Annotated in this window: 18 protein-coding genes and 1 pseudogene; 11 read left to right on the forward strand and 8 right to left on the reverse strand. The window is 68.7% G+C overall.

What is annotated here, in order from left to right; genetic code table 11:
* Positions 1-17 precede the first annotated feature (17 nt).
* Genes AC1DP3_RS00305 through AC1DP3_RS00320 form a run of 4 tightly spaced genes read left to right on the forward strand, consistent with a single transcriptional unit; the run spans position 18 to position 2,417 of the window.
* Positions 18-896 (forward strand): hypothetical protein, encoded by an 879-nt coding sequence (locus AC1DP3_RS00305; RefSeq protein ID WP_477290113.1) that lies wholly within the window; start codon positions 18-20, stop codon positions 894-896.
* Positions 874-1,335 (forward strand): phage holin family protein, encoded by a 462-nt coding sequence (locus tag AC1DP3_RS00310; protein ID WP_477290115.1) that lies wholly within the window; start codon positions 874-876, stop codon positions 1,333-1,335. The genes AC1DP3_RS00305 and AC1DP3_RS00310 overlap by 23 nt, the downstream gene beginning before the upstream one ends.
* Entirely contained in the window at positions 1,332-1,946 is a 615-nt protein-coding gene (locus AC1DP3_RS00315) for a DUF3618 domain-containing protein (RefSeq protein ID WP_477290117.1), read from the forward strand. Before AC1DP3_RS00310 ends, AC1DP3_RS00315 begins: the two co-directional genes overlap by 4 nt.
* A 3-nt stretch (positions 1,947-1,949) precedes the next feature.
* Positions 1,950-2,417, forward strand: coding sequence for an SRPBCC family protein (locus AC1DP3_RS00320; protein ID WP_477290119.1), 468 nt, complete (start codon positions 1,950-1,952; stop codon positions 2,415-2,417).
* 94 nt (positions 2,418-2,511) lie between these two features.
* Here AC1DP3_RS00320 and AC1DP3_RS00325 read toward each other — a convergent pair whose 3' ends face one another.
* A complete protein-coding gene (locus tag AC1DP3_RS00325; protein WP_477290121.1) occupies positions 2,512-3,627 on the reverse strand; it encodes an ROK family transcriptional regulator in 1,116 nt (371 codons plus the stop codon).
* Positions 3,628-3,741: 114 nt separating this feature from the next.
* Here AC1DP3_RS00325 and AC1DP3_RS00330 point away from each other — a divergent pair, with 114 nt between their 5' ends.
* The 5 genes from AC1DP3_RS00330 (at position 3,742) to AC1DP3_RS00350 (ending at position 10,363) form a co-directional block, all read left to right on the forward strand.
* On the forward strand, positions 3,742-5,916 hold the full coding sequence (locus AC1DP3_RS00330) for an alpha-galactosidase (protein WP_477290123.1): 2,175 nt from the start codon (positions 3,742-3,744) through the stop codon (positions 5,914-5,916).
* A 30-nt stretch (positions 5,917-5,946) separates the two neighbouring features.
* Complete coding sequence (locus AC1DP3_RS00335) at positions 5,947-7,236, forward strand: ABC transporter substrate-binding protein (protein ID WP_477290125.1); 1,290 nt, start codon at positions 5,947-5,949, stop codon at positions 7,234-7,236.
* A gap of 1 nt (position 7,237) precedes the next feature.
* Entirely contained in the window at positions 7,238-8,176 is a 939-nt protein-coding gene (locus tag AC1DP3_RS00340; protein WP_477290127.1) for a carbohydrate ABC transporter permease, read from the forward strand.
* Entirely contained in the window at positions 8,176-9,084 is a 909-nt protein-coding gene (locus AC1DP3_RS00345) for a carbohydrate ABC transporter permease (protein ID WP_477290129.1), read from the forward strand. The genes AC1DP3_RS00340 and AC1DP3_RS00345 overlap by 1 nt, the downstream gene beginning before the upstream one ends.
* 115 nt (positions 9,085-9,199) lie before the next feature.
* Entirely contained in the window at positions 9,200-10,363 is a 1,164-nt protein-coding gene (locus AC1DP3_RS00350; protein WP_477290131.1) for a YihY/virulence factor BrkB family protein, read from the forward strand.
* A gap of 663 nt (positions 10,364-11,026) precedes the next feature.
* Here the strand turns inward: AC1DP3_RS00350 and AC1DP3_RS00355 are convergent.
* From AC1DP3_RS00355 to AC1DP3_RS00370, 4 genes and pseudogenes are all read right to left on the reverse strand, one after another.
* Positions 11,027-12,169 (reverse strand): annotated as a pseudogene (locus AC1DP3_RS00355) (acyl-CoA dehydrogenase family protein).
* Positions 12,170-12,381: 212 nt separating this feature from the next.
* Positions 12,382-14,448, reverse strand: a complete 2,067-nt coding sequence (locus AC1DP3_RS00360) for a cytochrome b/b6 domain-containing protein (protein ID WP_477290133.1) — start codon at positions 14,446-14,448, stop codon at positions 12,382-12,384.
* 6 nt (positions 14,449-14,454) lie between these two features.
* Positions 14,455-15,429 (reverse strand): electron transfer flavoprotein subunit alpha/FixB family protein, encoded by a 975-nt coding sequence (locus AC1DP3_RS00365; protein ID WP_477290135.1) that lies wholly within the window; start codon positions 15,427-15,429, stop codon positions 14,455-14,457.
* An 11-nt stretch (positions 15,430-15,440) separates the two neighbouring features.
* The gene (locus tag AC1DP3_RS00370; protein WP_477290137.1) at positions 15,441-16,217 is read right to left on the reverse strand and encodes an electron transfer flavoprotein subunit beta/FixA family protein; all 777 of its coding nucleotides are present in this window, start codon (positions 16,215-16,217) and stop codon (positions 15,441-15,443) included.
* A 123-nt stretch (positions 16,218-16,340) separates the two neighbouring features.
* Between AC1DP3_RS00370 and AC1DP3_RS00375 the strand changes: the two genes are divergently transcribed.
* Positions 16,341-16,877: a MarR family winged helix-turn-helix transcriptional regulator gene (locus AC1DP3_RS00375; RefSeq protein ID WP_477290139.1), complete on the forward strand. Its 537-nt coding sequence runs from the start codon at positions 16,341-16,343 to the stop codon at positions 16,875-16,877.
* 112 nt (positions 16,878-16,989) lie between these two features.
* Here AC1DP3_RS00375 and AC1DP3_RS00380 read toward each other — a convergent pair whose 3' ends face one another.
* Positions 16,990-17,766, reverse strand: coding sequence for an enoyl-CoA hydratase (locus AC1DP3_RS00380; RefSeq protein ID WP_477290141.1), 777 nt, complete (start codon positions 17,764-17,766; stop codon positions 16,990-16,992).
* 120 nt (positions 17,767-17,886) lie between these two features.
* Entirely contained in the window at positions 17,887-19,059 is a 1,173-nt protein-coding gene (locus tag AC1DP3_RS00385; protein WP_477290142.1) for an acyl-CoA dehydrogenase family protein, read from the reverse strand.
* Positions 19,060-19,239: 180 nt separating this feature from the next.
* Here AC1DP3_RS00385 and AC1DP3_RS00390 point away from each other — a divergent pair, with 180 nt between their 5' ends.
* Positions 19,240-20,850, forward strand: a complete 1,611-nt coding sequence (locus tag AC1DP3_RS00390; RefSeq protein WP_477290144.1) for a choice-of-anchor I family protein — start codon at positions 19,240-19,242, stop codon at positions 20,848-20,850.
* Positions 20,851-20,906: 56 nt separating this feature from the next.
* Here AC1DP3_RS00390 and pulA read toward each other — a convergent pair whose 3' ends face one another.
* Positions 20,907-26,690 carry a pullulanase-type alpha-1,6-glucosidase gene (gene pulA / locus AC1DP3_RS00395; protein WP_477290146.1) on the reverse strand — a complete coding sequence of 1,928 codons (5,784 nt, stop codon included), beginning with the start codon at positions 26,688-26,690 and terminating at the stop codon, positions 20,907-20,909.
* Positions 26,691-26,845 lie beyond the last annotated feature (155 nt).

Genomic DNA, 26,845 nt, shown 5'->3' on the forward strand with positions numbered 1-26,845 from the left:
AATGGAAGGGAGTGGCGATGTCAGAAACGCGTGACACGCTGCCAACAAGCGGGGACGCATTCCCCGCCGCAACCTCGACGCCCACCGGATCGCTCGGCGCGACCGGATCAGCAGGGCCCACCGGCACGGGAAGCGGAGCGGCCGACACCGCCAAGCGGGAGGCGAGCAACGTCGCCCACACCGCGAAGGACCAAGCCACCGGTGTCGTCGAAACCGCGAAGGAAGAGGCGAAGGGTGTCGGCCGCGAGGCCCGCGCCCAGGCGACACGGCTCTACGACAACGCCCGCCAGGAACTGCGCGGCCAGGCCGCAACCCGTCAGACGAAGCTCGCCGACGGACTGCGCTCGGCCGGTGACGAACTGCGCGGTCTCGCGGAGGGGCGCACCGACGGCAATCGCGGAATGGCGACGGACGTCGTCCGCGACATCTCGAACCGGCTCGACGGAGCGGCCTCCTGGCTCGGCTCGCGCGATCCCAGCGATGTCCTCGACGAGGTGAAGCGCTACGCCCGGCGTCGTCCGGTCGTGTTCCTCACTGTCGCGGCGCTCGCGGGTGTCGTCGTCGGCCGTCTGACACGTGCGGTCGCCGCCGGCTCGCCTGACGACGACATGAGCGGTCGGCAGCTGACAACCGGGTACGGCGAGTACGGCACGCCTGTGTACGACGCAACCGCCTACGGCACAGGTACGTACGGCACCGGCACGACGGCCGGAAACGGCACCACCGGGGTCGGCACCGGAGTGACAGGCGCCGGAACCACGGGCGGCACGTACGACACCGACCTTGCCGCAGGCGGGCTGGGCGGCGCGACGGCCATCGGCGAGACGTCGGGTCTGGGCTCGGCGTCCGGCGACGAGTGGGAGGTGAACCCGGATGACCGACGCGACACGGTCTGAGCGTCCGGCGGCGATATCGACGGAGCGTGAGGCGGAGACACCGTCCGAGCGTCAGGCGGCGAACACGTCGCTCGGTCAGCTCGTCAGCGAGGTCACCAGCGACATGTCGACGCTGATGCGGCAGGAGCTCGCGCTTGCGAAGGCCGAGCTGCGAGAGTCCGCGTCCGAGGCCGCCAAAGGCGTGGCAGAGCTCGGGGCCGGGATCTACGCCGCGATGATGGCGGTCCTGTTCCTCACGATCGCCTTCTGGTGGGCCCTGGGCACGCTGATCGGCAATGGCTGGTCGGGCGTGGTGACGGGTGTCATCTGGGCCATCGTCGCAGCGGTTCTCGTCCCGATGGGCCGCAAGAACATGAAGAACGTCAAGGGTGCGCCCCAGACAGTGGACACCTTGAAGGAGATCCCTGAGGCGCTGAAGAGAAATGAGGAGAACCGATGAGCCAGTCAGCTGAAGAGATCCGGGCCGAGATCGAGTCGACCAGGCGAGAGCTCGGTCAGGACGTCGACGCGCTCGCCGACAAGGTGACCCCGTCGAAGATCGTCGACCGCCAGAAGAACAAGCTCGTCGGGGCGCTCACGTCCGTCAAGGACCGTGTCATGGGAGCAGCCGACGACGCTGCGGGATCCGTCAAGGGTGCCGGGCACGCCGCCGGGTCCAGCATCAAGGACGCCGGCCACACCGTCGCCGATGCGGGACACACGGTTGCGAACAAGGCGCAGGGCAACCCGCTCGCCGCGGGTCTCATCGCCTTCGGCGTCGGCCTGCTCGTGTCGGCCCTGATCCCGCCGTCGGACAAGGAGCGCGAGCTCGCCGCGACGGTCGAAGAGAAGGCCCAGCCCCTCGTGGAGGGCGTCAAGGACGCCGCCCGCGAGGTCGGCGAGAACCTTCGCGAGCCCGCCAAGGAAGCCGTCGAGTCTGTCAAGGGAACGGCGCAGGATGCCGCTCACACCGTGGCCGACGACGCCAAGTCCAGCGGACAGACGGTCGCCGACGAGACGCGTCGCGCAGCATCCCGTGCCCAGTCCGACATGGGATCGGGAGTGAGCTGACGTATGCAGATCATCGAGACCATCGACGTCGACGTCCCCGTGCGCATCGCGTACAACCAGTGGACGCAGTTCGAGAGCTTCCCGCACTTCCTCGAGGAGGTGGAGTCGATCACTCAGCTCGACGACACCCACGTGCGCTGGAAGGTCAACGTGGGCGGGTTCGAGCGGGAGTTCGACACCGAGATCACGGAGCAGCATCCCGATGAGCGGGTGGCGTGGCGCAGCCTCGGCGGCGAAACGGAGCACGCGGGCGTGGTGACGTTCCACCGTCTCGACGAGGACACCACTCGTGTGACAGCTCAGATCGACTGGTCGCCGGAGGGTCTCATCGAGAAGGCGGGTGCCGTTCTGGGCGCGCCGAAGCACGCGGTGAAGAAGGACCTCGAGAACTTCAAGGAGTTCATCGAGGACCGCGGTCGCGAGACCGGCGCGTGGCGTGGCGACGTCGATCGGGGTGGTGTCTCGCTCTGATGCAACCGCCGCAAGGCGGGGAGGTGACATCTGACAAGTGGCCGGTGGTCCGCGGAGACGCGGATGCCGGCCACTTCGTCGTCACCGGCAGGGGTCAATCCAGCCGGAGGCGGTCGAGCGACGCCTGGATGGCGACCGCCGCGGCACCACGGGCCCATGCCGTGAATCCGGAGTCGTCGACGTAAAGTTCGATGGCCTCGGCGCGCGGATCCCGGTCCGCAGCGATCGCCTCGCGGACCCGATCCTCGGCGACGGCGAACAGGCCGATGCCCTCCCCCGCGAGCACGACCGCCGGCTGCAGCGAGAGATTGGCGGCGAGTGCGACGAAGCGCCCGAGAGCATCGGCAGCGGCATCCACGACCGTGCGGGCGGCGGGCTCGCCGTCCGCCGCCAGCGTGAGAGCCTCTTCGTAGTCGACGGGACGCTGCAGCGATGCCGAAACCTGGCCGGCGATCGATCCGGAGCTCAGCATCGCCTCGGCACATCCGCGATGCCCCATGTGGCACACGGGACCATTCGCGTTGAGAGGCAGGTGCCCTCCGAGTCCGAGGCCCGCCTCTCGCGAGCGCACGACCTCCCCGTGGACCACCAGCCCGTAGCCGACTCCGGCCCCGATCGTGATGACAGCGAATCCGGGGATGCCGCGTCCGAAGCCGAACCAGCGCTCGGCCTCGGCCAGGGCGACCACGTCGTTCTCGAGCGCCACGGGAACGCCCATCGCATGGTGGAGGAGCGACGCGAAGGCGACGTTCTCCCACCCGAGGAAGGGCGCGAACTCCACGCTTCCTCCGCGGACCGCTCCGCCGAGAGAGACGCCGATCCCCACCGGCTGTGTCACCCCGAGCTCCCCGACAGCCGCAGCGATCTCGTCCGCCACCTCAGCCGGCACGTGAGAGGGGAGATCCCGGCTGACGGCGCCCAGCAGCGCCGCCCGCACATCGGTCGCCACGACGTGGGCGCTCTCGCCCGTGAGCTTGACGCCGATGAAGGTCCCGATGCCGGGGGATACGTCGAGCGGCCGGACCGGGCGCCCCACCGATCCGTCTGCCGCGTCATCGAGCTCGATCAGCAGTCCCTGGTCCAGAAAGGGCTTCGCGAGGCGGGTGAGACTCGCCGGCGACAGCCCCAGCCGGGTGGTGAGGGCACTGCGCGAGATCGGGCCGTGGATGAGCACCGCACGCGCGAGAGCCTTCTCACTGTCGGTCAGCATCGTCGCGCACCCCCTATTGATTCCATCCTGGCATGAATGGTCGCCGTTGGTGCCCTCCAGTTGGCCCTAGAAGCCTATTGCCTCATTCTTTAATTCCGTGATAGAACTAACTCCATGCACTCCAGGGACCGAGCGCTCGACGTCGAGCAGAATGCCGCGGGCATCGCGGCGGATATCCTCCACCTTCGCCGCGGGGGCACCAGCGTCGTCATCGACGTCGCTGCCTTCGGCGGCCCGGCCATCATCCACTGGGGCGAAGAGCTGACCGGATCGACCGACGAGACCCTGCGATCGCTGGCGATTGCGGCTACGCCGCAGCGCGTCTCGGGCGGCCTCGACGTCACGCCCCGGCTCACGATGCTCGCCACTCCCGCGTCGGGCTGGCTCGGCACACCTGCGCTCGAGGGGCACCGCTCGGGCGCCGGCTTCAGCGCGCTGTTCGAGGTGGCCGGTCTGCAGGCCAACGAGCATCGCGCGGTGCTCGCGCTCGTCGACTCCGAAGCCCGCCTCGCCGCAGAGGTCGAACTGCGGGTGGGGCCGAGCGGTCTCTTCCACCAGCGCGTGAGCCTGCGCAACACCGGCGACACCGCCTACACCCTGCAGGCCCTGCAGCTCGCCTTCCCGGTGCCATGGGATGCGACCGAGCTGCTCGACACCACCGGCCACCATCTGCGCGAACGCACACCCCAGCGCCGTCCCTTCACCTTCGGCACCCACCTCCGCGAAAGCCGTCGCGGCCGCCCGGGCGCCGACGCGACACTGCTCCTGGCCGCCGGCCGGCCCGGCTTCGGCTTCGAGACAGGACGCGTCCACGGCATCCACGTGGCATGGAGCGGCAACCACCGGGCGCTCGCCGAGCGGAGCGTGAACGGAGAAGCGTTCCTCGCCGGCGGCGAGCTGTTCGGTCCGGGCGAGGCGATCCTCGAGCCGGGCAAGTCGCTGTCATCGGCGTGGGTCATCGGCTCGTGGGGCGAGGGGCTCAGCCAGCTCTCACACCGCTTCCATGACGAATGGCGACGCCGGCCGCGGCATCCGCGCCGCCCCCGTCCCGTGACCCTCAACACCTGGGAGGCTGTCTACTTCGACCACTCGCTGGAGCGGCTGACGGCCCTGGCCGACGCGGCGGTGGGTGTTGGGGTCGAGCGGTTCGTCCTCGACGACGGCTGGTTCGCCGGCCGCCGCGACGACACCCAGGGGCTCGGCGACTGGCACGTCGACGAGACCGTCTGGCCGGACGGCCTTCACCCGCTCATCTCGCACGTGCGGGGCCTCGGCATGGAGTTCGGCCTCTGGGTCGAGCCCGAGATGGTCAACCCCGACTCGGAGCTCGCCCGCGCGCATCCGGACTGGATCCTGCGCGGCCGGATGGCGCTGCCGCCGTCCGCCAGGCAGCAGCAGGTGCTCGATCTCGCGCATCCCGAGGCCTACGCGCATATCGCCGCGCGTCTCCACGCGATCCTCGACGAGCATGACATCGCGTACCTCAAGTGGGACCACAATCGCGACCTCGTCGATGCCGGCTCCGGCCCGGAGGGCATCCCCCGGGTACGGGCTCATACCCTCGCCGTCTACCGGCTCCTCGACGAGCTCAAAGCCCGGCATCCCGGACTCGAGATCGAAAGCTGCGCATCGGGTGGAGCGCGCGTCGACCTCGGCATCCTGGAGCGCACCGATCGGATCTGGACCAGCGACAGCCTCGACCCTCTCGAGCGACTCACAAACCAGCGCTATACCGCGCTGGTCGTGCCGCCCGAGCTCATGGGCATGCACCTGACGAGCCCGGTCGTGCATTCCTCGGGCCGTGCCGTGGACCTCGACCTCAGCGCCGCCGTCGCACTGTTCGGCCACTTCGGAGTCGAGTGGGATCTCACGAGCGCCGATGACGAGGTCCGACGACGGGTGGCCTCGTGGATCGCGATCGCCAAGCGCATCCGCCCGCTCATCGCCGGCGGCCGGACAGTCGACGTCGACGGCACCGACCCCGGCGTCGACGTGCGGGGCATCGTCGCCGAGGACGCGGCATCCGCTCTCTTCACGATCACGCAGGTCACCACGAGCATCGCCTACCCGCCGGGGCGGATCCGGATGCCGGGGCTCGATCCCGCCCGCCGCTACCGCGTCGACGTGCTGACCGCCGGAGTCCCGCACAGCGATGCCGGTCAGTCCCCCCTCGAGTGGGCCGTCCAGCCGACGGTCCTCACGGGGCGGGAACTCGCCACCGTGGGGCTGCGTCCCCCCGTCCAGCTCCCCCAGCGCTCGACAGTCGTCGAGCTGACCGCCCTCGCCTGACACTCTCCCCCACGCGCAAGGAGGCGCACGATGAAACAGACAGCCCGCCGATACGGCCGGCCCGCCGCGGCACTGGCCCTCGCAGGATTGGCCGCCGTCATGGGCGGCTGCTCCGCGAATCCCTCGAACGGGGTGACGACGCTCAACTTCTTCCAGTTCAAGGGAGAGGCCCTCGAGGACTTCAACGCCATCATCGACGGCTTCGAGGCCGAGAACCCGGACATCCGCGTCGTGCAGAACCAGGTCGCCGACGCCGACACGCTCATCCGGGCATTGCTCGTGAAGGACAAGGCGCCGGACGTCATCACGCTCAATGCCAACGGAGGCTTCGGCAAGCTCGCTCAGGCTGGCGTCTTCTACGACTTCTCCGACGAGCCGGTGCTGCAGACGATCAACCCCGCCGTGCAGGAGATCCTCGCCGACCTCGGCAACAAGGAGGGGGAGGTCAACAGCCTCGGCTACGTCAACAACGCCAACGGCGTGATCTACAACATGGACATCTTCCAGCAGCAGGGTCTCGAGGTTCCAGAGACCTGGGACGAGTTCATCGCCGTGTGCGACGCCCTCCAAGCTGCCGGCATCACACCGTTCTATGGGACGCTCGCCGACTCATGGACGGGCCTGCCGTCGTTCAACGCGCTCGGCGCGTACCCCTCGCAGGGCGATTTCTGGGACAAGATGCGCGAGGAGGGCGAGAACGTCGGTCCCGACTCGGAGGTGTCGTTCCAGAAGAACTTCGCCGAGGCGATGGACCAGCAATACGAACTGTTCTCCTACATGCAGGACGGGTACCGCGGGAAGACCTACGACGAGGGCAACGCCGCGTTCGCGAACGGCGACGTCGCGATGCTCCTCCAGGGCATCTGGGCGATCAATCCCGTCAAGGCGGTCAACCCTGACATCAAGGCGGCCATCTTCCCGTATCCCGCGACCGATGACCCGGACGATCGGCTGCTCGTCTCCGGCGTCGATGTCACGGTGACGATGGGCAAGAACGGGCCGCACCAGAAGGAGGCGATGCGGTTCATCGACTACCTCTTCGAGAAGGACGTCATCGAGGAGTTCGCCGCCTCGCAGAACATGGTGCCCTCCGTGAAGGGAACCGAGATCAGCGACGATCCGTCGCTGCAGTCGGTCAAGCCGTTCTTCGACGAAGGGAAGATCACGGGCTTCATCGACCACCAGATCCCCCCGAGCATCCCGCTCGCTGCGATCGACCAGCAGTTCCTCTTCACCGGCAACGCCGAGGCGGCGCTGGCAACCCTCGACAGCGAGTGGCGGAAAGTGGCCGCTCGCACGATTCCTGTGACAGGAGAGTGACATGACAACCCTCACCGAGGCCGTGCGCGCCTCGTCGACGAGCGGCGACGTGAAGAAGCGGGCCCGCCGCACCCGGACGGAGGCCAGGAGAGCTCCGGCGGCCTATTACTGGATGGTGTGGCCCGCGGTCATCGCCTTCGCGTTCTTCCACACCCTCCCCGTGCTGATCGGCATCTTCTTCAGCTTCACGAACTATCCGGGCTACGGCGACTGGAACTTCGTCGGCATCTCGAACTACCTCAACCTGTTCAAGGACAGCCGGGTCCTCAACGCCTACGGATTCTCGTTCCTGTTCGCGATCATCGCGACCATCCTCACCAACGTCATCTCGCTCGCCATCGCGATGGGGCTGAACGCCAAGATCAAGGCATCCAACTTCTGGCGCGGGGTCTACTTCGTCCCCTACGTGCTGGCGATCCTCGTGATCGGCTACGTGTTCCAGTTCTTCTTCTCGAACTCGCTGCCGAAGATCCTCTCCGGCATCCCGCTGTTCGCCGACAACATCCTCACGAATGAGACATGGGCGTGGACGGCCATCGTCGCCCTCGCTGTCTGGCAGGCATGCGCCTTCTCGATCATCATCTATCTCTCCGGGCTCCAGACGATCCCGGTGGAGTTGTACGAGGCTGCGGCCATCGACGGGGCCACCTCCTGGCGCCAGTTCCGGTCGATCACGTTCCCGCTCATCAGTGCGTTCTTCACCATCAACATCGTGCTGAGCCTCAAGGGCTTCCTCCAGGTCTTCGACCCGATCGTCGCCCTCACGAACGGCGGACCGGGGACGGCGACCGAGTCGGTCACGCTCCTGATCTTCCGTGGTGGATTCAGCGGAGGCGAATTCGCCTATCAATCCGCGAACGCCGTGATCTTCTTCATTGTGATCACGATCGTGTCGCTCCTGCAGTTCCGGGTCCTTCAGCGCAGAGAGGCCGATTTCTGATGACCAGCATGACCAACACCTCCGTCCAACTCGAAGATGCGACCGCCGCCGTGGAGCGCCGTCCGAGGCGCGGCAGCGCGAACGACGACACCCGCAAGACCAACTGGTGGGCGACCGCGCTGATCGCGGTGTGCTCGCTCACGATCCTGATCCCGATGTATCTGGCGGTCGTGGTCGCTCTGAAGACTCCCGCGCAGCTGACCGAAGGCACGGGCTTCGAATGGCCCAACCCCATCCGGTGGGAGAACTTCGCCGAAGCGTGGGAGCGGACCGACTTCCCGCAGGCGCTGACGAACACGGCGATCATCACCGTCGGCGCGGTGGCGTTCACGCTGCTGACGAGCTCGGTCGTGGCCTACGCGCTGGCGCGGAACATCCACCGGCCCTTCTTCAAGGGCGTGTTCTTCTACCTGCTCGCCGCGCTGTTCATCCCATTCCCGATCATCATGCTCCCGCTCGTGAAGCAGACCGCACTGCTCGGGCTCGACAACCAGGCCGGCATGATCATCCTGTACACCGTGTACGGGCTGTCGCTCAACATCTTCATCTACACCGCGTACATCCGATCGATCCCGATCGAACTCGAGGAGGCGGCGAGGATCGACGGCGCATCGACGTGGCGGGTGTTCCGGTCGGTGATCTTCCCGCTGCTCATGCCGATGAACGCGACGGTGGGCATCCTCACCTGCGTGTGGGCATGGAACGACTTCATCATGCCGCTCGTCGTCCTGACGGCGCCGTCCGCCCGAACGCTCCCGCTCGCACAGTACGTGTTCCAGGGGCAGTTCAACACGGACTACACCGTGGCGTTCGCGTCATACCTCATGGCGATGGCGCCGCTGCTGATCGTCTACATCTTCTCCCAGCGCTGGGTGATCTCCGGGGTCACGCGGGGCTCGATCAAGTAGGGGTTTCCCGGAGCGCAATGCCACACGCGGCGAGCGACGTCAACCCTCGCGCGACGCCCCGCGATCGGGCATAGCGTGGCTCGCCCATGCATTGAACCGCGCCTGAGGGGGCCCCGTGGACGTCAAGCCGAGCCAGCGATCCGACGAGCGTGAAGACACAGCCCCCGCGCCGGACGATGCGCGCAAGCCCGACGAGCTGAGCGACATCACGAAGCCGTCGTGGGGCTATGTCTTCAAGAAGACGCTCCGCGAGTTCTCGGAGGACGAGGCCACCGACCTCGCGGCCGCCCTCACCTACTACGCCGTGCTCGCGGTGTTTCCCGCGCTCCTCGCGGTGGTCTCGATCCTCGGGCTGTTCAGCGATCCCGAGAAGACGACCGACCTCCTGCTCGGCATCCTGTCGGGACTCCTCTCGGCTGACACGGTCGACGCGGTCCGAGGGCCGCTGTCGGGACTCGCGCAGTCGCCCGCAGCCGGATGGACGTTCGTCATCGGCGTCGTGGGCGCCATCTGGTCGGCGTCCGGGTATGTCGTCGCCTTCTCCCGCGCCATGAACCGCGTGTACGAGATCGATGAGGGCCGCCCGTTCTGGAAGCTGCGTCCCGTGATGCTCGGCATCACCGTGATCGGACTGCTCGCCGCGATCATCGGCGCGATTCTGGTGACGGCATCCGGACCGGTCGCGCGTGAGATCGGACAGGCGCTCGGACTGCCGCCGCAGGCTGTCGTGGTGTGGGACATCGCCAAGTGGCTCATCGTCATCGTGCTCGCCGTCGTGATCGTGGCGGTTCTCTACTACGCGACGCCCAACGTCAAGCAGCCGAAGTTCCGCTGGATCAGCGTCGGCGCCCTCGTCGCCCTCTTCGTGTGGGCGCTGGCGAGCCTCGCGTTCGGGTTCTACGTCGTCAACTTCGCCAGCTACAACAAGACGTACGGTGCCATCGGCGGGATCATCGTCTTCCTGCTCTGGCTGTGGATCTCGAACCTCGCGCTGCTGTTCGGTGCCGAACTGGATGCCGAACTCGAACGCGGCCGCCAGCTGCAGGCCGGGATCGAGGCCGAAGAGACCATCCAGCTGCCTCCCCGCGACTCGCGGAAGACCGAGAAGAAGGAGAAGCAGCACGAGAAGGACGTCGAGGAGGGGCGGCGGCTCCGGGAGACCGCGGGGGCGGATGCCGATGCCGACGGTGGCGGTGAAAGTGCGGACGGGGACGACGCCGGCGCCAGCTCCGACGACAAGGCACAGTCCGGTTCTCCGTCCTCTCGGCGCACCCGCTGACCGCGACCCGGCCGTACGCAGCGGCGGGGAATGTGCGCGACGCGCGGGCACGTCGTCGGCGCGTCGGGCGAAATCCCCGCAGTTGTGCACGCCGGATGCCGCAGCCCGCGCGACCGCATCCGCCCCGTGACAGCATCCGGCCCCACCGCCTCAACCGCGCAGGGGCGGGGGCGGCCCCTCACCGCGTGCACAGCCGCGGGGATCCTGCCCGACACGCGACCGGACCACCGGCGCCGCGCGTAACCCCCGCAGTTGTGCACGCCGGATGCCGCAGCCCGCGCGACAGCTCAGCCGCGTGACAGCATCCGGCCCCACCGCCTCAACCACGCACGGGCGGGGGCGGCCCCTCACCCCGTACACAGCCGCGGCGATACTGCCCGACACGCCGCACGACCACCGGCGCGCCGCGCGTAATCCCCGCAGTTATGCACGCCGGATGCCGGAGCCGGCGCAACAGCATGCGCGAGGGCGATCTCGCGCCGCGTCACCGCATCCGCCCCGTCACAGCATCCGGCCCCACCGCCTCAACCGCGCACGGGCGGGCCCATCCCCTCACCCCGTACACAGCCGCGGGGATTCTGCCCAACACGCCGCACTACCACCGGCGCGCCGCCCTAAATCCCCGCAGTTGTGCACGCCGGATGCCGCAGCCCGCGCGACAGCTCAGCCGCGGAAGGCCGAGAGGCCGGTGATCCGCTGGCCGAGGATCAGCGTGTGGACCTCATCGGTGCCCTCGTAGGTGCGGACCGACTCCAGGTTGTTCGCGTGGCGCAGGGGCGAGTAGTCCAGCGTGATGCCGTTGCCTCCGAGCACCGCACGAGCTTCGCGCGCGATCTCGATCGCGATCCGCGTGTTGTTCAGCTTCGCGACCGAGATCATGTGCGGCTCGAGCGTGCCGGCATCCTTCAGGCGGCCCAGCCGCAGGGCGAGCAGCTGCGCCTTCTGGATCTCGAGTGCCCAGTCCACCAGCTTGCGCTGCGTGAGCTGGAACCCGGCGAGCGGCCTGTCGAACTGCCGCCGCTCGAGCGCGTAGGCGAGCGCCTGGTCGAAGCTGTCCCGAGCCGCGCCCACCGCTCCCCACGCGATGCCGTAGCGGGCCTCATTGAGGCACGAGAACGGTCCACGCAGGCCGACCGCCCCCGGAAGGACGGCGTCTTCCGGCAGGCGCACGTCGACCAGCGCGACGTCGCACTGGATGGAGGCGCGCATCGAGAGCTTCTGCGTGATCGGCGTCGCGGTGAAGCCGGGCGTGCTCGTCGGCACCAGGAATCCGCGGACTCCCTCGTCGGTCCGCGCCCAGATGACAGCCACATCGGCGATGGAGGCGAGTCCGATTCAACGCTTCGCGCCGTTGAGCACCCACTCCCCGCCCTCGAGGCGCGCGACGGTGGCCATGCTCAAGGGGTCGGAGCCGGCGGTCGGCTCGGTCAGGCCGAAGCATCCGATCGCCTCACCTCTCGCCATCCGCGGCAGCCAGTCCTGCTTCTGCTGCTCTGACCCGTGCTTCGAGATGGCCGACATCGCGAGTGACCCCTGCACTGACACGAAGGTCCGGATGCCGGAGTCCCCCGCCTCCAGCTCCTGCATGGCCAGTCCGTACTCGACCGAAGAGCTCCCGGCGCAGCCATAGCCGCGCAGATGCATCCCGAGGAGGCCCAGCTCAGCCATTTCGGGCACGAGCTCCGTGGGGAAGACCGCCTCATCGAACCAGCGTGCGATGTTCGGGCGGACGCGGCGGTCGACGAACTCGCGCACGCGCTGACGCACCCCGAGCTCGTCCGCACTGAACTCGTCGTCGATGTTCATGAGGTCGCTCGCTGAGCGCGCGACCTCGCTGGATTCAGCCACGATGACTCCTCGCTTCGCTCCTACTCAATGACCGCATTTCGATACGGGGCTTCGCTCCTACTCAATGACCGTGTTCGGCACAGCGAGCGGCCTAGCGGCCGCTGACCTTCCCGCATTTCGATACGGGGCTTCGCTCCTACTCAATGACCGTGTTCGGCAAAGTGAGCGGCCTAGCGGCCGCTCACTTTGCCGAACAGCCGGGCGATGGGTGCCAGGACGAGCGGCCGCGCCGCGATCCATCCGGCGGCGATCACAAGGAGGGAAGCCGCGAAGATCCAGAAGCCGACCCAGTTCTCGGCATCCTGGGACGCGTACATGTGGTTGAGGTTGCGCAGCGCCCCCGTCGCGAACACCAGCACGACGTGCACGAAGATGAACAGCACGAAGTAGAGCATCACCGGGAAGTGCACGGCGCGCGCCCACTCCACCGGGACGATGCGGCTCAGCGTCTTGGCATCCTTCGGCCACACCCACGACATGCGCACGCCGGTGATGATGGCGAGCGGCGCCGCGATGAAGACGGTCGCGAAGTAGGCCAACTGCTGCAGCGAGTTGTAGTTCACCCACCCGTTCTCGGTCGGCCAGTCGAGCGAGACATACTGCAGCGCGGCCGAGATCGCGTTCGGGAACACCGCCCAGCTCGTCGGGACGATCTTCATCCACTGGCCGGTGACGAACAGCAGGACGACGAAGATCACGCCGTTCACCATCCACAGCACGTCGAGGGCCTGGTGGAACCAGAGGGTCAGGCTCATCTTGCGGCGGCCGTTGCTCTTCGGCGACCAGAAGACGCTCGGCCGCTTCTCGTTCCGGACGGTGAGCCCGCTGCGGATGATCAGGACGATGAGGAAGACATTGAAGAAGTGCTGCCATCCGAGCCACGGCGGCATGCCGACGGGTGCGCCTTCGGGCAGCTCGTACTCGCCGGGGTACGTCACCAGGAAGTCCTGCATGAACTCCAGGCTCAGGAACCAGCGGGTGAACAGGACCGCCATGGCCGCCGCGAACAGCAGCCCGAATCCGCCGACGACGGCCGCACCGAGCCACTGCAGCATCGTGAAGGGACCGATCCGCCGCAGCTCGGCCGTGGGCGCGGGTCGCGTCCGCGCGGCAGCTCCCGGCCACACCGTCCGCGTGAACGGCAGGGGGGCACGGTCGGCGGGGGCGACGGATGCTGCCGCCTGAGGTGTCAGAACGACGGCCGCTGCCTGCGCCGGCACGGGCGTCGCCGACGTGGTGTCCGACCCGGCCGCGGTTCCGACGCTGGTCCCGGTTCCGGCGCCGGCCGCGGTTCCGGTGCTGGTCCCGGTTCCGGTGCTGGTCCCGGTTCCGGTTCCGGTTCCGGTTCCGGTCCCGGTTCCGGCGCTTGCCGCGGGAGCTGCTGCGGCACCGGCCAGCACCGCCGTGCGCGGGAGACCCTCGCGTCGGCGCGGAGTTTCGCGAGACGGCGTCTCGTCCCTCGGCGGCTGCTCAGCAATCTGAGGCCCGCCCTCCGGCGAAGCCGTGACCTCGGGGGCGGCGAGCACTGAAGCCTGACCCACGGAGGCAGCGACCGCGGTTCGGGAGGCGGATGCGGGAGGCCACGCCTCTCCGCCTGCGACGCGCGGGAGCCCTCGGCGCAGGCCGGCGTCGGCCGCGCTCGACGTCCCCGCGTCGGCGGGCTCGTAGACGGAAGCAGTCGCGGCCGCGGCGGCACCGGTCGCAGTCGTGCCATCGCTCCCCGTCGGCGCTGCGACGGTCTCCGTGACCGAGGGGGCGACTGCCGGAACGTCGGCCGCGATGGAAGCCGCGCCCACCAGCACCGCACCCGAGCCGGCCCGCGATGCAGTCGAACGGTCGAGTGCTTCGGCGGCACTGCCCGCCGGCGGCCACGGCTCTCCGCCGGGCACGCGCGGCAGCCCGCGTCGCATCGCTCTTCCCGTTCCCGGGTCCTCAACCCCGTCGGAGGAGGGGACTCCCTCCATGTCGTGATCGTCGGGTGCCGTCGCCTCCGGCGCCGCCACCTCCCGAGCAGGCTCGACGCCGTTGCCGCCCGCGACGGTCGATCCGGCCCGATCCACACCGTTCCCTGCAACCGCCGCAGCAGCGCCGGCCACACCGAACAGCTCAGGCACGCTGTCAGCGCCGGATGGTCCGTCAGCGACACCGATCGCCTCGATGACTCCGCCGGCTGGCCATGCTTCTCCCCCGGCGACGCGCGGAAGGCCGCGACGCACCGACTGTCCGTAGGTCGCCACCGGGCCTCAGGCCTTCTTCGCTTCGAGGGCCGCGATCAGCTGCGGCACCACCGTGAAGATGTCGCCGACGACGCCGAAGTCCGCGATCTCGAAGATCGGGGCATCCCCGTCCTTGTTGATGGCGACGATCGTCTTGGCCGTCTGCATTCCGGCCTTGTGCTGGATCGCACCCGATATTCCGAGTGCGACATACAGCTGCGGCGACACGGACACGCCCGTCTGCCCCACCTGGTACGACTGCGGCACGTAACCTGCGTCGACCGCGGCGCGCGATGCGCCGACCGCGGCGCCCAGGGCGTCGGCGAGCTGGTCGACGAGAGCGAACTTCTCGCCCGAACCGAGGCCACGACCGCCGGAGACGACCTTCGCCGCTCCGCGCAGCTCGGGGCGCGACGAAGCGACGACCGCTTCGTCGACGGCCTGGACCGTTGCGGCGGCGCGCTCCGACGCCGGCACCGACAGCACCTCGACGGAGGGAGTGCGCGCCTCGGCGCGGGCGTCTATCGCGCCCTGACGGATCGTGATGATCGGAGCGCCCCAGGTGACGGCCGCGTCGACGTTGTACGCGCCCCCGTACACGGAGTGGTGCGCCACGACGCCCTCGGCATCCCGCGAGACTCCGACGGCGTCCACGCACAGGCCCGAGCGCGACCTGGCCGCGTAGCGTCCGGCGACCTCGCGACCTTCGATCGAGTTCGAGACGAGGATGGCGTCGGGTCGCACGAGGGCGGCCGCCGCCGCCAGCGCATCGACACGGGGCACGGTCAGCACCGACGAGTCACCGGATGCTGTCAGCACGGTCGCCGCACCGAGCTCACCGGCCTGCCCGGCGAGAGACGAGGCATCCGGCGCCACGATCAGCGCCACGGGCGTGCCCACCTGCGCCGCAGCGCCCAGCAGACCCGCCGAGGACTTGGCGAGCGCGCCGGACGGAGTGACGTCCAGCAGGACGAGGATCGAGTCCTCAGCGAAGTCCGACATCTCTTCCACCCTTACGCGAGCCGGTTCTGGATGAGGAACTCGGCGAGCTTCTCGCCCGCGTCGCCCTCGTCGACGATCTTGACGCCCGCCTGACGTGCCGGCTTCTCGCTCAGTCCGATGATGATCGATCGCGACGCGGAGTGATCCTCGGGCTCGATGGCGAGATCGGCGAGCGAGAGCGTCTCGAACGGCTTCTTCTTCGCCGCCATGATGCCTTTGAAGTTCGGGAAGCGGGCATCCGGAAGAGCCTCGGTGATGGAGACGACTGCCGGAAGCGGCGCGGAGACCGTCATCGTCGCCCCGTCCGACGCACGTTCCCCCGACACCGAGTCTTCGCCGATCGTCACCGAGTTGAGCGAGGTAGCCGAAGGCACTCCGAGCAGCTCCGCGACCATCGCCGGGATGACGCCCCCCGAGCCGTCGGTCGACAGATTGCCCGCGATCACGAGGTCGAATCCGGTGCGCTGCAGCGCCGCCGCGAGCACTTCGGCGGTGAGTCCGAGATCTGCGCCGAGCAGACCCGGGTCGACGACCTGCACGGCAGACGAGGCGCCCATCGCGAGACCCTTGCGCACCGTCGCCGTCGCCGCCTCGGAGGCCATCGAGAGCACCACCACCTCGGTTCCGGCGTGCGCATCCGCGTACGACAGCGCGACCTCGAGGGCCCGCTCGCAGATCTCGTCGATCACGCGGTCGGATGCTCCCCGATCGGCGAGCCCCGTCTCGAGCGACAGCTTGCGATCCCCGTAGGTGTCCGGGACCTCCTTGACCAGGACCACGATCTTCATTCGGCTCCGCTCCTTCGTCTGGTCGAGTCTATTCGGCGGTTGCGACGGCGACCCACCCGCCGCGAGCCCCTGCGAGGTGCGTGCGGAGCGCTACCGTGGGAGCCGCGACGAGGGAGGTTCGGCATGGCCAGGCAATCGCCGCTGCCCGTCGATCCGATCGCGGAGGCGAAGCGGCAGTGGGTCGCGCACGGCTGGACGGATGCCGCCGCCGGAATGTCGGCGGTGACGTCGGTGATCCGCACGCACCAGATCATGCTCGCGCGGATCGACGGCATCCTGCGCCCCTTCGACCTGTCGTTCGCGCGCTTCGAACTGCTGCGCCTGCTGGCGTTCACGCGGCAGGGACGGATGCCGATGGCCAGCGCGATCGCGCGCCTGCAGGTGCACCCGACGAGCGTCACGAACACCGTCGACCGGCTCGCCAAGGACGAGCTGGTGGTGCGGGAGCCGCATCCTGCCGACGGCCGTGCGGCGATGCTCGTCCTCACAGACGCGGGCCGTGACCTCGTGGAGCGCGCTACCGCGGCGCTGAACGCCGAGATGTTCGAGCAGCCGGGTCTCACGCCCGACGACACGGCCGAGCTGGTGCGGATCATCGCCCGCTTCCGCAAGGACGCCGGCGATTTCACCGACCCACGGCCGCTCCCCGAGCCCCTCTGACCCCCTTCCCCCATACGCTGAGCCTCCATCCGACCGACGAGCACGTGGGCGACACCCGCGTTCTCGTCGGTCCAATGGAGGCTCACGGTCCGGATGGCGGCGAGGGGCACGCTCACCGACCGCGGAAGTCGGGCGACCGCTTCTCGCGGAACGCGGCCATGCCCTCCTTCTGGTCGTCGGTGTCGAACAGCGCGGCGAAGGCATGGCGCTCGAACCTGAGACCCTCTGCCAGAGGCGTCTCCATCGCGGCGTCGAGCGCGGCCTTCGCGGAGTACACCGAGGGGAGCGACTTCGCGGCGATCGTCTCGGCGGTCTTCCCCGCCTCGGCGAGCAGGTCGGCGGCCGGTACGACGCGCGACACAAGTCCCGCGCGCTCGGCCTCGACGGCATCCATCATCCGTCCGGTGAGGATCAGCTCTGCCGCCTTGTAGTAGCCGACGGCGCGGATGAGGCGCTGCGAGCCGCCCATCCCCGGCATGACGCCCAGGTTGATCTCGGGCTGGCCGAATTTCGCCGAGTCGGCCGCGATGATGATGTCGCACATCATGGCCAGCTCGCAGCCGCCACCGAGCGCGTAGCCCGAGACGGCGGCGATCACGGGTGTGCGCACCGCGGCGAACGTCGGCCATCCGCCGAAGTGGTCGGCCATGAGCATCTCGCGGCCCGACAGGGATTCCATCTCCTTGATGTCGGCGCCCGCCGCGAAGGCGCGCTCGGACCCCGTGACGACGATCGCCCCGATGCCCTCATCGGCGTCGAAGGCCGTGGCCGCCGCGACGATGTCCTTCATCACCTGGGTGTTGAGGGCGTTGAGCGCCTCGGGGCGGTTGAGCGTGATCCAGCCGACGCGCCCTCGCGTCTCGACCAGGATCGTTTCGTAATCGGTCATGCTGCCCATGCTTTCACTGTCCGCGTCCGCCGAAACCACACCATCTGCGCGAAACCACCGATCCGGAGTCACCGAGACAGGTGGACTCGCGGCGAATGGGTGGTTTCGCGATCACCAGAGTCAGGAGCTCAGCAGCTCGCGGCCGATGATGACCCGCATGATCTCGTTCGTGCCCTCGAGGATCTGGTGCACGCGCAGGTCGCGGACCACCTTCTCGATGCCGTAGTCGGCGAGATAGCCGTAGCCGCCGTGCAGCTGCAGGGCCTCGTTGGCCACCCTGAACCCGGCGTCCGTCGCGAACCGCTTGGCCATCGCGCACCGCATCGCGGCATCCGGAGCCTTCTCGTCCAGGGCGAGCGCGGCATCCCGCACCAGCGCACGCGCCGCGTGCAGCTCCGTCGCCATGTCGGCGAGCGCGAACACCACCGCCTGCTTCTCGGCGAGGGGCTCGCCGAACGTGAAGCGCTCCTGCACGTACTGCACGGCCCGGTCGAGTGCCCACTGGGCGCCGCCGAGCGAGCACGCGGCGATGCTCACGCGGCCCCCGTTGAGCGCCGCCATCGCGATCTTGAAGCCCTGCCCCGGGGCGCCCAGCATGTTGGCCGCCGGCACGCGCACCTCGTCGAGGATCACCTGACGCGTGGGCTGCGCCTTCCAGCCCATCTTCTGCTCCTTGACCCCGAACGACAGGCCCGGGGTTCCGTCGGGCACGAGGAACGCCGTGATCCCACGGGCGCCTGGCTCGCCCGTGCGGGCCATCACCACATAGACGGATGCTTCGCCCCCACCCGAGATGAACTGCTTGACGCCCGTGAGCACGTAGTCCTCACCCGAGCGGATCGCGCTGGTGGTGATGGCGGCGGCATCGGAGCCCGCACCCGGCTCGGTGAGGCAGTACGCGCCGAAGTCGGTCATGGCCGCAAGGCGCGGCAGCCACTCCTGGCGCTGCGCCTCGGTGCCGTAGGTGTCGATCATCCACGCCACCATGTTGTGGATGGTGATGTAGGCGGCGACCGATGGATCGGCCATCGCGAGCTCCTCGACGATGGCGGCGGCATCCAGCCGTGACAGCGCCGAGCCTCCGACGTCTTCACGGATGTAAAGGCCGCCGAGTCCGAGTTCGCCTCCCCGCGCCAGCGCCTCTCGCGGAAGCTCCTGAGCGGCATCCCGCTCGATCGCGAACGGAGCCAGCTCGCTTGCCGCGTACTCGCGCACGACGTCGAGGATCGCCGATCGCTCATCGGCGGTGAGGTGCTGAGCGGTTGACTCTGCAACAGGGGCTTCTCGCGTCATCGTGCATCTTCCTTGTGGGACGGCATTGTCACTGTGTTCAGAATACCTGGAGTTCCTACTATCTGCTAGGTGGCCCAGGAGATACTCGGCGTTCACTCCTGTTCACCGGGCCGACACCCTCACCGGATAGCACGGAGGGGCGTGCGCCCGCGCGCAACCCACCAGCACTCGAGGATCCCCATGCCTTCTGCCCTTCACCGAGCGGCCATGCTCACCGCGGCCGCCACGGCGACCTGCGCGCTCGCGTTCGCGCCGGCCCTCGCCGCCTCAGCCGTGATCGTCTCGGAGCCCGTCACCTACTCCGCCGACGACGCCGCGCTGACGCTCACGCCGGTAGGCAGCTACGACACCGGCTCGTTCGACGAGTCCGCCGCGGAGATCCTCGCCCACTACCAGGACCGGCTCTTCGTCGTGAGCGCCAAGGCGGGCGCCGTCCAGGTGCTCGACTTCGCCGACCCGGGGCAGATCGGCGAGGAGTACGAGATCGCCTCCGAGGGCGTGGCGAACTCCGTGGCGGTGCGCGCGGACGGCCTCGGCATCGCGGCCTTCGAGGCTCCCGTCAAGACCGACCCCGGCCACCTCGTCTTCTTCGATGCCCGGGCCGATGTCCCGACGGTGCTCGGCACCGTGACGGTCGGAGCCCAGCCCGACAACGTCGTCATCACGCCGGACGGACGCTTCGCGCTCACGGCGAACGAGGGCGAGCCGGCCGACGACTTCTCGACCGACCCGGAGGGTTCGGTCTCGATCGTGCGCCTGTCGACAGCCAAGGTCGTCGCGTCGACGCAGAAGGACGTCTCGACCGCCGACTTCCACGCGTATGAGAACGGCGCACTCCCCGACGGCGTCCGCGTCTTCGGCCCGACCCCGAACGGCTCCGACCACCCCGTCTCGCGCAACCTCGAGCCGGAGTACATCTCGGTCGTCGGGAACAACGCGTACGTCGCCCTGCAGGAGGCCAACGCGATCGCGGTCGTGCAGATCCCCTCGGCGCGGGTCACCGGCATCCTTCCGCTCGGCTACAAGGACCACGGCGTGGTCCCGCTCGATCCGAGCGACCGCGACGGCGGGTTCTCGCTGCGCACTTACGCGGGCCTCCACGGCGTCTATATGCCTGACGGCATCAACTCCTACCGCGCCGGTGGCGGCTCCTACTTGGTGACGGCGAACGAGGGCGATGCCCGCGAGTGGGGCTCGTACATCGAGGGTGCGCGTGCGGGATCGCTTCCGATCTGCACCGACAGCCCGCTGAAGGGCAAGACCGGCAACGCCGACCTCGGGCGACTGAACGTCACGAAGGAGCTCGGCTTCGACTCGGCGAGGGGCTGCTACTCCGATCTCTACGCGTTCGGCGCGCGCTCATTCTCGATCTGGACGACGGACGGCCAGCAGGTGTTCGACTCGGGATCGGCGTTCGAGCAGATCACGAACGCGGCGGAGCCGGCCTTCGTGAACTCGAACCACACCGAGGCGAACCGCGAGGGGCGCAGCGACGACAAGGGCCCGGAGCCCGAGAACCTCACGATCGGCGAGATCGACGGCCGCACGTACGCCTTCATCGGCCTCGAGCGCGTGGGCGGGGTCATCGTCTACGACATCACCGTGCCGACGGACGCGTTCTTCGTCACCTACCTGAACAACCGCGACTTCGCAGACAACAGCGGCGACCTCGGTCCGGAGGGACTGTCGTTCATCCCCGCCGCGGAGTCGCCGACGGGAGAGCCGCTCGTCGCCGTCGCGAACGAGGTCTCGGGCTCGACGACGCTTCTCGAGGTGAGCGTCAACCGCTGATCCGGATGCCGGAGGGGCGCCGTCCGATCCCCGGACGACGCCCCTTCTGCCTTCCGTCAGCGCTTGGCCGGCTGCTTCTCGACGAGCACCGCGACTGAGCGGGCCGGGACGGTGACCGTGCCGGTCGAGGCGTTCCACGTCGTCGTCTTCACGACGGGGTCGGAGCCCTTCGCCAGAGCGGGCGTCAGCGCGAACGGGCGGCCCTTCAGCGAGGCGATCGTCTGCGTCGTGGCGTCCGGAGAGGCGTTGAACACCACGAGCGCTCCCTTCAGCTTCGGGTCGACATCCTTGCCGAGCAGGTCGTCGACCAGCATGACGATGACGCCGGGAGCGGCATCCGTCCCGCTGTTCGGGAAGCTGACCTTCTTCTCGATGAGGTCGGCAGAACCGAGCTGCAGCAGGTCGACCTCGTTGCGCACGCGCAGCAGGTCGAGAGCGGATGCCTCGGCGGTCGCCATGTCGGCCGCCTGAGGCTTCAGAGCCGGGTTGGCCAGGAGCGGCTTCAGGATGCTCCAGCGGTCGGCGTTGTCCGCAGCCGTCGGCAGGCCCGAGCCGAACGTGGACTCCTGACCGGTCCAGTCGATGCGGTTGAACCAGTCGCCCGAGTTGAAGCTGTTGTCGTCGAGGGACTTCGAACGCAGCAGCTCGGTGCCGGCGTGCCAGAACGACGGAGACTGCGAGAGGGTCACGGTCGCGAGCTCGAGCGTGTTCATGCGCACGCGCTCGGCCATCGTGGTGTCTTCCGGCAGCTTCAGCACCGACAGGTCGTACAGCGTGTTGTTGTCGTGCGCGTCGACGTAGTTGATCGTCTCGTCCGGCTGGTCGGCGTACCCGGCCGGCGCTCCGTTGTAGTCGATCTCGTCGCCGGCCTTGACGGTGCCGTCGGCGGCCGTGAGCTCGAAGTCCCGGAGGTTGCCCGTCAGGCCGATCTTCACGAGGTCGGTGAGCTGGCCGAGCCGCGCGAGCTGCTGCTCGGGCGTGCCGTCGGCGCCGTGGCCGTTGGGGTCGGTCGCGAGTCCGGTGCCGAAGCCCTGCTCGTACGTCGACTCGCGCACGGGGCTGCCCCCGTGCACGCCGTCGCGGAGGCGGTCGTTGAACGTGCCGATGCCGGTGCCGCCGAGCTGCCCCTGCGTCGCCTGCTCGAAGAGCGCGTTGTTCGCGACCTCGCCGAAGTTCCAGCCCTCGCCGTACAGATAGATCGCCTTTCCGTCGACGCCGTCCTTCTTGAGCGTCAACTCGTCGAGCGCCGCGCGGATCGCGAGCATGTTCGCCTTGGAGTGGTGGCCCATCAGGTCGAAGCGGAAGCCGTCGACCTTGTACTCGCGCGCCCACATGACCAGCGAGTCGACCATGAGCTTCTCGGCGACCTCGTGCTCGGTGGCCACGTTCTGGCAGCACGTGGAGGTCTCGACGTTGCCGGCCGCGTTGAGGCGCTGGTAGTAGCCGGGCACGACCTGGTCGAGCACGGACTTCTCGTCCTCGCCGGACGCTGCCGTGTGGTTGAAGACCTCGTCGAGCACGACCTGCAGACCCATGCCGTGGAGCGCACCGACCATCGTCCGGAACTCCCCGACGCGTGCCCCGCCATCCGGGTTCGTCGCGTACGAGCCCTCGGGGACCGAGTAGTGGTATGGGTCGTAGCCCCAGTTGAAGGCATCAGCGTCCGCGACCGCGGCGATGCACGCCTGCTGCTGATCCGAGTCGGCCGGAAGCGCTGGTAGATCGCACGCCGGCGTCTTCTGGACCGCGGGATCCTCCTCGATCGACGCGATGTCGAACGACGGCAGGAGGTGCACCGTGTTGATGCCCGCACCGGCGAGCTGCTTCAGCTGATCGGTGCCCGCGCTCTTCTTCGCGAACGCGAGATACGTGCCGCGCAGGTCTTCGGGCACCGACTCGTCCGTGGCCGAGAAGTCGCGGATGTGCAGCTCGTAGATCGCGCGATCCACGGGACGCTCGACGATCGGTGCCGTCGTCTTCTCCCAGGTCTTGGGGCGCCACTGCTTGTCGTCCAGGTCGACGGCGACCGACCGCTGCGAGTTCTCGGTGAGCGCGACCGAATACGGGTCGGTGACGGCGTTCGTCTCGATCGCACCGGTGCTGGGGGCGTAGACGGCGACCTCCCAGAGGTACTGGTCGCCCTTGAGCGCCTGCTTTCCCTCGACCGTCCAGGTTCCGGATGCCGCATCCCACGTGGCGTCGTGGCGGACAGGCTCGCCCGAGGCGGACTCCGGGTCCCACGTCAGGAGCGTCGCCTGCTGGGCCGTCGGCGCCCAGAGGCGGAAGGTGGGCTTCTTGCCGGCGAACACGACTCCGAGGTCGAGACCGTCGACCGCATCCGCGTAGAGGGCGTCGAGCACGCCGGGGAGCTGCACTCCGGTGAAGCCCGAGACGGCGCCGTCAGCCGTGCGCTGAGCGACCATGAGCTGCCCCTTCAGCAGCGTGGCGACGGCATCCCGGTCGAGACCCTCGACATGCAGGGCGACGTACGAGGCGAGCGCGGGGAAGCGGGCCTTCTGGTCGTCCGACAGTCCGCCGTCGACGGGCGTCAGCGCGACGGGATCGCCGCCTCCGGTCACCTCGCCCGCGTCGGACAGCGCGAGCGCGGCATCCGGCGATCCGTAGAGCTGCCAGGTCGTCCCCGCGGCCGTGGAGCCGAGGTCGGCGGGCCAGGCGATCGTCTCGGCGTCGATCCAGTGCGCGCGGAGCTCGCCGACCCCGGCGACAGGGGGGTCGGTCGCCTTCACGGTGAGGACGTGCGTCGCGAGCGTGTAGCGGAAGGTCGTCACCTTGCCCGCCGTGGCGGTGAACGAGATGTTCGCGCCGCCGGGCGCGCCGCCCGCACCGTAGTTCTCGTCCCAGCTCAGGTTGTGGGCGACCTTGACCTCGTACGACCCCGTGGGGAGGTCATCGGTCGTGAACTGGAACACGCCGTCGGAGTTCTGGTCGAACATCATGCTGGCGAGGCACTCCGGCTGCCAGTCGCCGGGGCAGCCGAGCTCGCTCTGCAGCGAGCCGGGGAGCGTGATGATCGGCCCGTCGTCCGTGGAGCGGATGTTCTTCGTGCGCGGGTCGAAGTAGAACGTGACCGGGCCGTCGCTCGTGTGCTTCAGCGTGATGTTCGCGCCGTTCGGCACGCCGCCGGCTCCGTAGTTCTCGTCCCACTTCTTCTCGGTGGCGATCTTGTACTCGTACGTCCCGGCGGTGAGCGCGGGCACGGTGAGCGTCCAGATGCCGTCCTTCTTCGTCATCTGCACGGCGTCGCAGTCGGGCTGCCAGTCGCCGGGGCATCCGACCTCGCTGTTGAACGCGCCAGGAACGCTGACCGCCCCGTAGTTCGTCGGCACCTGCGGCTCGGGCTCTTCGGGGTCTTCGGGCTCGACGGGCTCATCGGCGAGGTTCACCCGCAGCCCGACCGACGCGTACGTCGAGGCGGCCGAGCGGTGACCGGCGGCATCCGTCGAGACAGCCCGGTATTCGACCAGGGTGCCCTTCGCGAGTGCGTCGGTGTCGTGGAAGACGCCGGGCGAGGTGTCCTCGGCGGTGCCGAGCGCGTGCCAGTCGTCGGAACCCGCGACGCGCCACGAGAACGTGGTCTCACGCCACGACTGGTCGGCTGTGGCCGAGACGGCGGCAGCGCCGGTGACGGCGGCACCCGCGGCGGGCACCGTGACCGAGAGGTCGGCGGCCTCGGCAGGCGCCGACACGGGACGATCGGCCTTCCAGACGACGGTCGAGAGGGCGGGGACGGTGACGGATGCGGCAGCAGCAGCATCCGTCGTCATTCCGGCGCCGCTGCCGTAGATCGGCGAGTAGGTGGCACCGCCGGTCAGCGTGGTGAGGGAGACGGTCTGGGCGCTCGTCGCGTTGTTCGTCGCGACGAGGTATTCGACCTTCTGCTGGCGGTCGACGCGCGAGAACGCGTAGATGCCCGCGCCGTCGGCGGCGTAGCGCTCGATCTGCGCGCCGGTTGCGAGCGCGGAATTGGCGTCGCGCAGCTGGGAGAGCTCGGCGATGTGGTCGTAGACGGGAGCCGAGGTGCTGTATCGGTCCTGCGATCCGAGCGTCTCGCCCGTCACGAGGGGCTGGTTCTGGTACTCGCCGACCTGGCTGGCGAACAGCGTCTGGCGTGCGGCGCGGTCGCCGCCGTTGCCCGCGAAGCCCTGCTCGTCGCCGTAGTAGACGACCGGCTGGCCGCGCGTGAGGAAGAGCAGGTCGTGTGCAAGGAGGTCGCGGTCGAGAAGGTTGTCCTTGGACTTGAGGAAGTAGCCGATGCGCCCCATGTCGTGGTTGCCGAGGAAGGTCGGCAGCGCCGTGGCAGACGAGTCGGGCGTCGTGTAGCGGTCATCCCCCGCGAACATGGCGCTCAGCCCCTTCGCCGACTGGCCGGCCGAATAGCTCTGCGCGGCCGCCTGGAAGGTGAAGTCCAGCACGGAGTTCATGTCGGTCTTGCGGATGTAGGGAGAGAGCTTCGCGGGATCGGCGTCGTACACCTCGCCGAACATGAAGAAGTCCTCCTTGCCCTTCGCGTGCGCGTAGTCGAGGACCTGCGTGGTCCACTTCTGCCAGAACTCGAAGTTCACGTGCTTCGCCGTGTCGATCCGGAAGCCGTCGATGCCGAGGTCGATCCAGTCGTCGTAGACGTCGACGAAGCCGTCGACGACCTTCGGGTGCTCGGTCATCAGGTCGTCGAGGCCCACGAAGTCGCCGTACGTGGTCGATTCACCCGAGAAGGTCGAGTCCCCGCGGTTGTGGTACAGCGTCACGTCGTTCAGCCACGCGGGAACCTTGACGTCCTTCTCGGCGTCGGCGACGACGGGGGTGTACGGGAACGATACCGCCGGGTCGAGCGCGGGGAAGGTGTCGGTGCCCGCGTAGTCGGTGACGTCGAACTCGTTGCCGGCGGCGTCGCGATACGGCGAGGTCGGGATGTCGATGTACTTCTCACCGCTCCCTTCGGCGTACGAGATGACGTCGGCGGTGTGGTTGGTGATGATGTCGAAGTACACCTTGATGCCCTTGGCGTGGGCTGCGTCGATGAAGTCCTGAAGCTGCTGGTTGGTGCCCAGGTGCGGGTCGATCTGCGTGAAGTCGGTGATCCAGTAGCCGTGGTACCCGGCGCTCACGTTGTCGCCCGTGCCCTGCACCGGCTTGTTCTTGAAGCTCGGCGTGAGCCAGATCGCCGACGTGCCGAGCCCGGCGATGTAGTCCAGGTTGTTCTGCAGGCCCTCGATGTCGCCGCCGTTGTAGAAGCCGGTGCTGGTCGGGTCGTAGCCGGTCGCCAGCCGGTCGCCGCTGAGCCCGCCCTGGTCGTTGGACGGGTCGCCGTTGGCGAACCGGTCGGTCATGACGAAGTAGAACTGCTCGCCGCTGCCGGGCTGACGCACGGGCGCGTCGACGAGGTCGGCGTCGGCATCCGTGTATCCCGCACGCAGCGAGAGGACCTCTACGCCGATGCGGTGCGACGCGTCGTCGTAGGTGAAGCGGAGAGTCGAGGGACCTCCGACGGTGAGCGGGATGTTGTCGCCGCCCCCGTCGAGACCGTACGACTCGTCCCACGAGCCGTTGACAGCCACCTTGTACTCGTACGAGCCCGCGGGCACCTCGAACTCGGCGGCGTAGAGACCGTCCTGGCCGGTCGGCGCGAGTGCGGTCGCGGCGCAGCCTGGCTGCCAGTCGTCGGGGCAGCCCAGCTCGGACTGGAGGCTGCCGACGAGGGCGAAGGTGCGGTCCGCCGCAGCGGCGGGGGCCGCGAGGGCGGTGACGCTGCCGGCGAGCACGAGCGCTGCGGCGGTGAGTGAGGCGAGCACGCGGCGACGTGCAGTGGTCGTCTTCGACACTGGGGCTCCTGGGAGATCGAGAGAGCGCGGCGTCGTGCCCTCCTTGCGGATGCGAGGCTACCCCGGATCGTCGACATTATGCAAGCGCTTACATTGTGAGAGTTCACTCATCCGGCGGGACCAGCCATGTTGCCTACTCCCTCAACTGTCGTCCA

The sequence above is a fragment of the Microbacterium sp. P5_B6 genome (genome assembly GCF_056400345.1).

Coding starts and splice junctions, on each gene's coding strand:
- AC1DP3_RS00305 (WP_477290113.1), top strand. CDS start 18: ATGTCAGAAACGCGTGACACGCTGCCAACAAGCGGGGACGCATTCCCC.
- AC1DP3_RS00310 (WP_477290115.1), top strand. CDS start 874: ATGACCGACGCGACACGGTCTGAGCGTCCGGCGGCGATATCGACGGAG.
- AC1DP3_RS00315 (WP_477290117.1), top strand. CDS start 1,332: ATGAGCCAGTCAGCTGAAGAGATCCGGGCCGAGATCGAGTCGACCAGG.
- AC1DP3_RS00320 (WP_477290119.1), top strand. CDS start 1,950: ATGCAGATCATCGAGACCATCGACGTCGACGTCCCCGTGCGCATCGCG.
- AC1DP3_RS00325 (WP_477290121.1), bottom strand. CDS start 3,627: ATGCTGACCGACAGTGAGAAGGCTCTCGCGCGTGCGGTGCTCATCCAC.
- AC1DP3_RS00330 (WP_477290123.1), top strand. CDS start 3,742: ATGCACTCCAGGGACCGAGCGCTCGACGTCGAGCAGAATGCCGCGGGC.
- AC1DP3_RS00335 (WP_477290125.1), top strand. CDS start 5,947: ATGAAACAGACAGCCCGCCGATACGGCCGGCCCGCCGCGGCACTGGCC.
- AC1DP3_RS00340 (WP_477290127.1), top strand. CDS start 7,238: ATGACAACCCTCACCGAGGCCGTGCGCGCCTCGTCGACGAGCGGCGAC.
- AC1DP3_RS00345 (WP_477290129.1), top strand. CDS start 8,176: ATGACCAGCATGACCAACACCTCCGTCCAACTCGAAGATGCGACCGCC.
- AC1DP3_RS00365 (WP_477290135.1), bottom strand. CDS start 15,429: ATGTCGGACTTCGCTGAGGACTCGATCCTCGTCCTGCTGGACGTCACT.
- AC1DP3_RS00370 (WP_477290137.1), bottom strand. CDS start 16,217: ATGAAGATCGTGGTCCTGGTCAAGGAGGTCCCGGACACCTACGGGGAT.
- AC1DP3_RS00375 (WP_477290139.1), top strand. CDS start 16,341: ATGGCCAGGCAATCGCCGCTGCCCGTCGATCCGATCGCGGAGGCGAAG.
- AC1DP3_RS00380 (WP_477290141.1), bottom strand. CDS start 17,766: ATGACCGATTACGAAACGATCCTGGTCGAGACGCGAGGGCGCGTCGGC.
- AC1DP3_RS00385 (WP_477290142.1), bottom strand. CDS start 19,059: ATGACGCGAGAAGCCCCTGTTGCAGAGTCAACCGCTCAGCACCTCACC.
- AC1DP3_RS00390 (WP_477290144.1), top strand. CDS start 19,240: ATGCCTTCTGCCCTTCACCGAGCGGCCATGCTCACCGCGGCCGCCACG.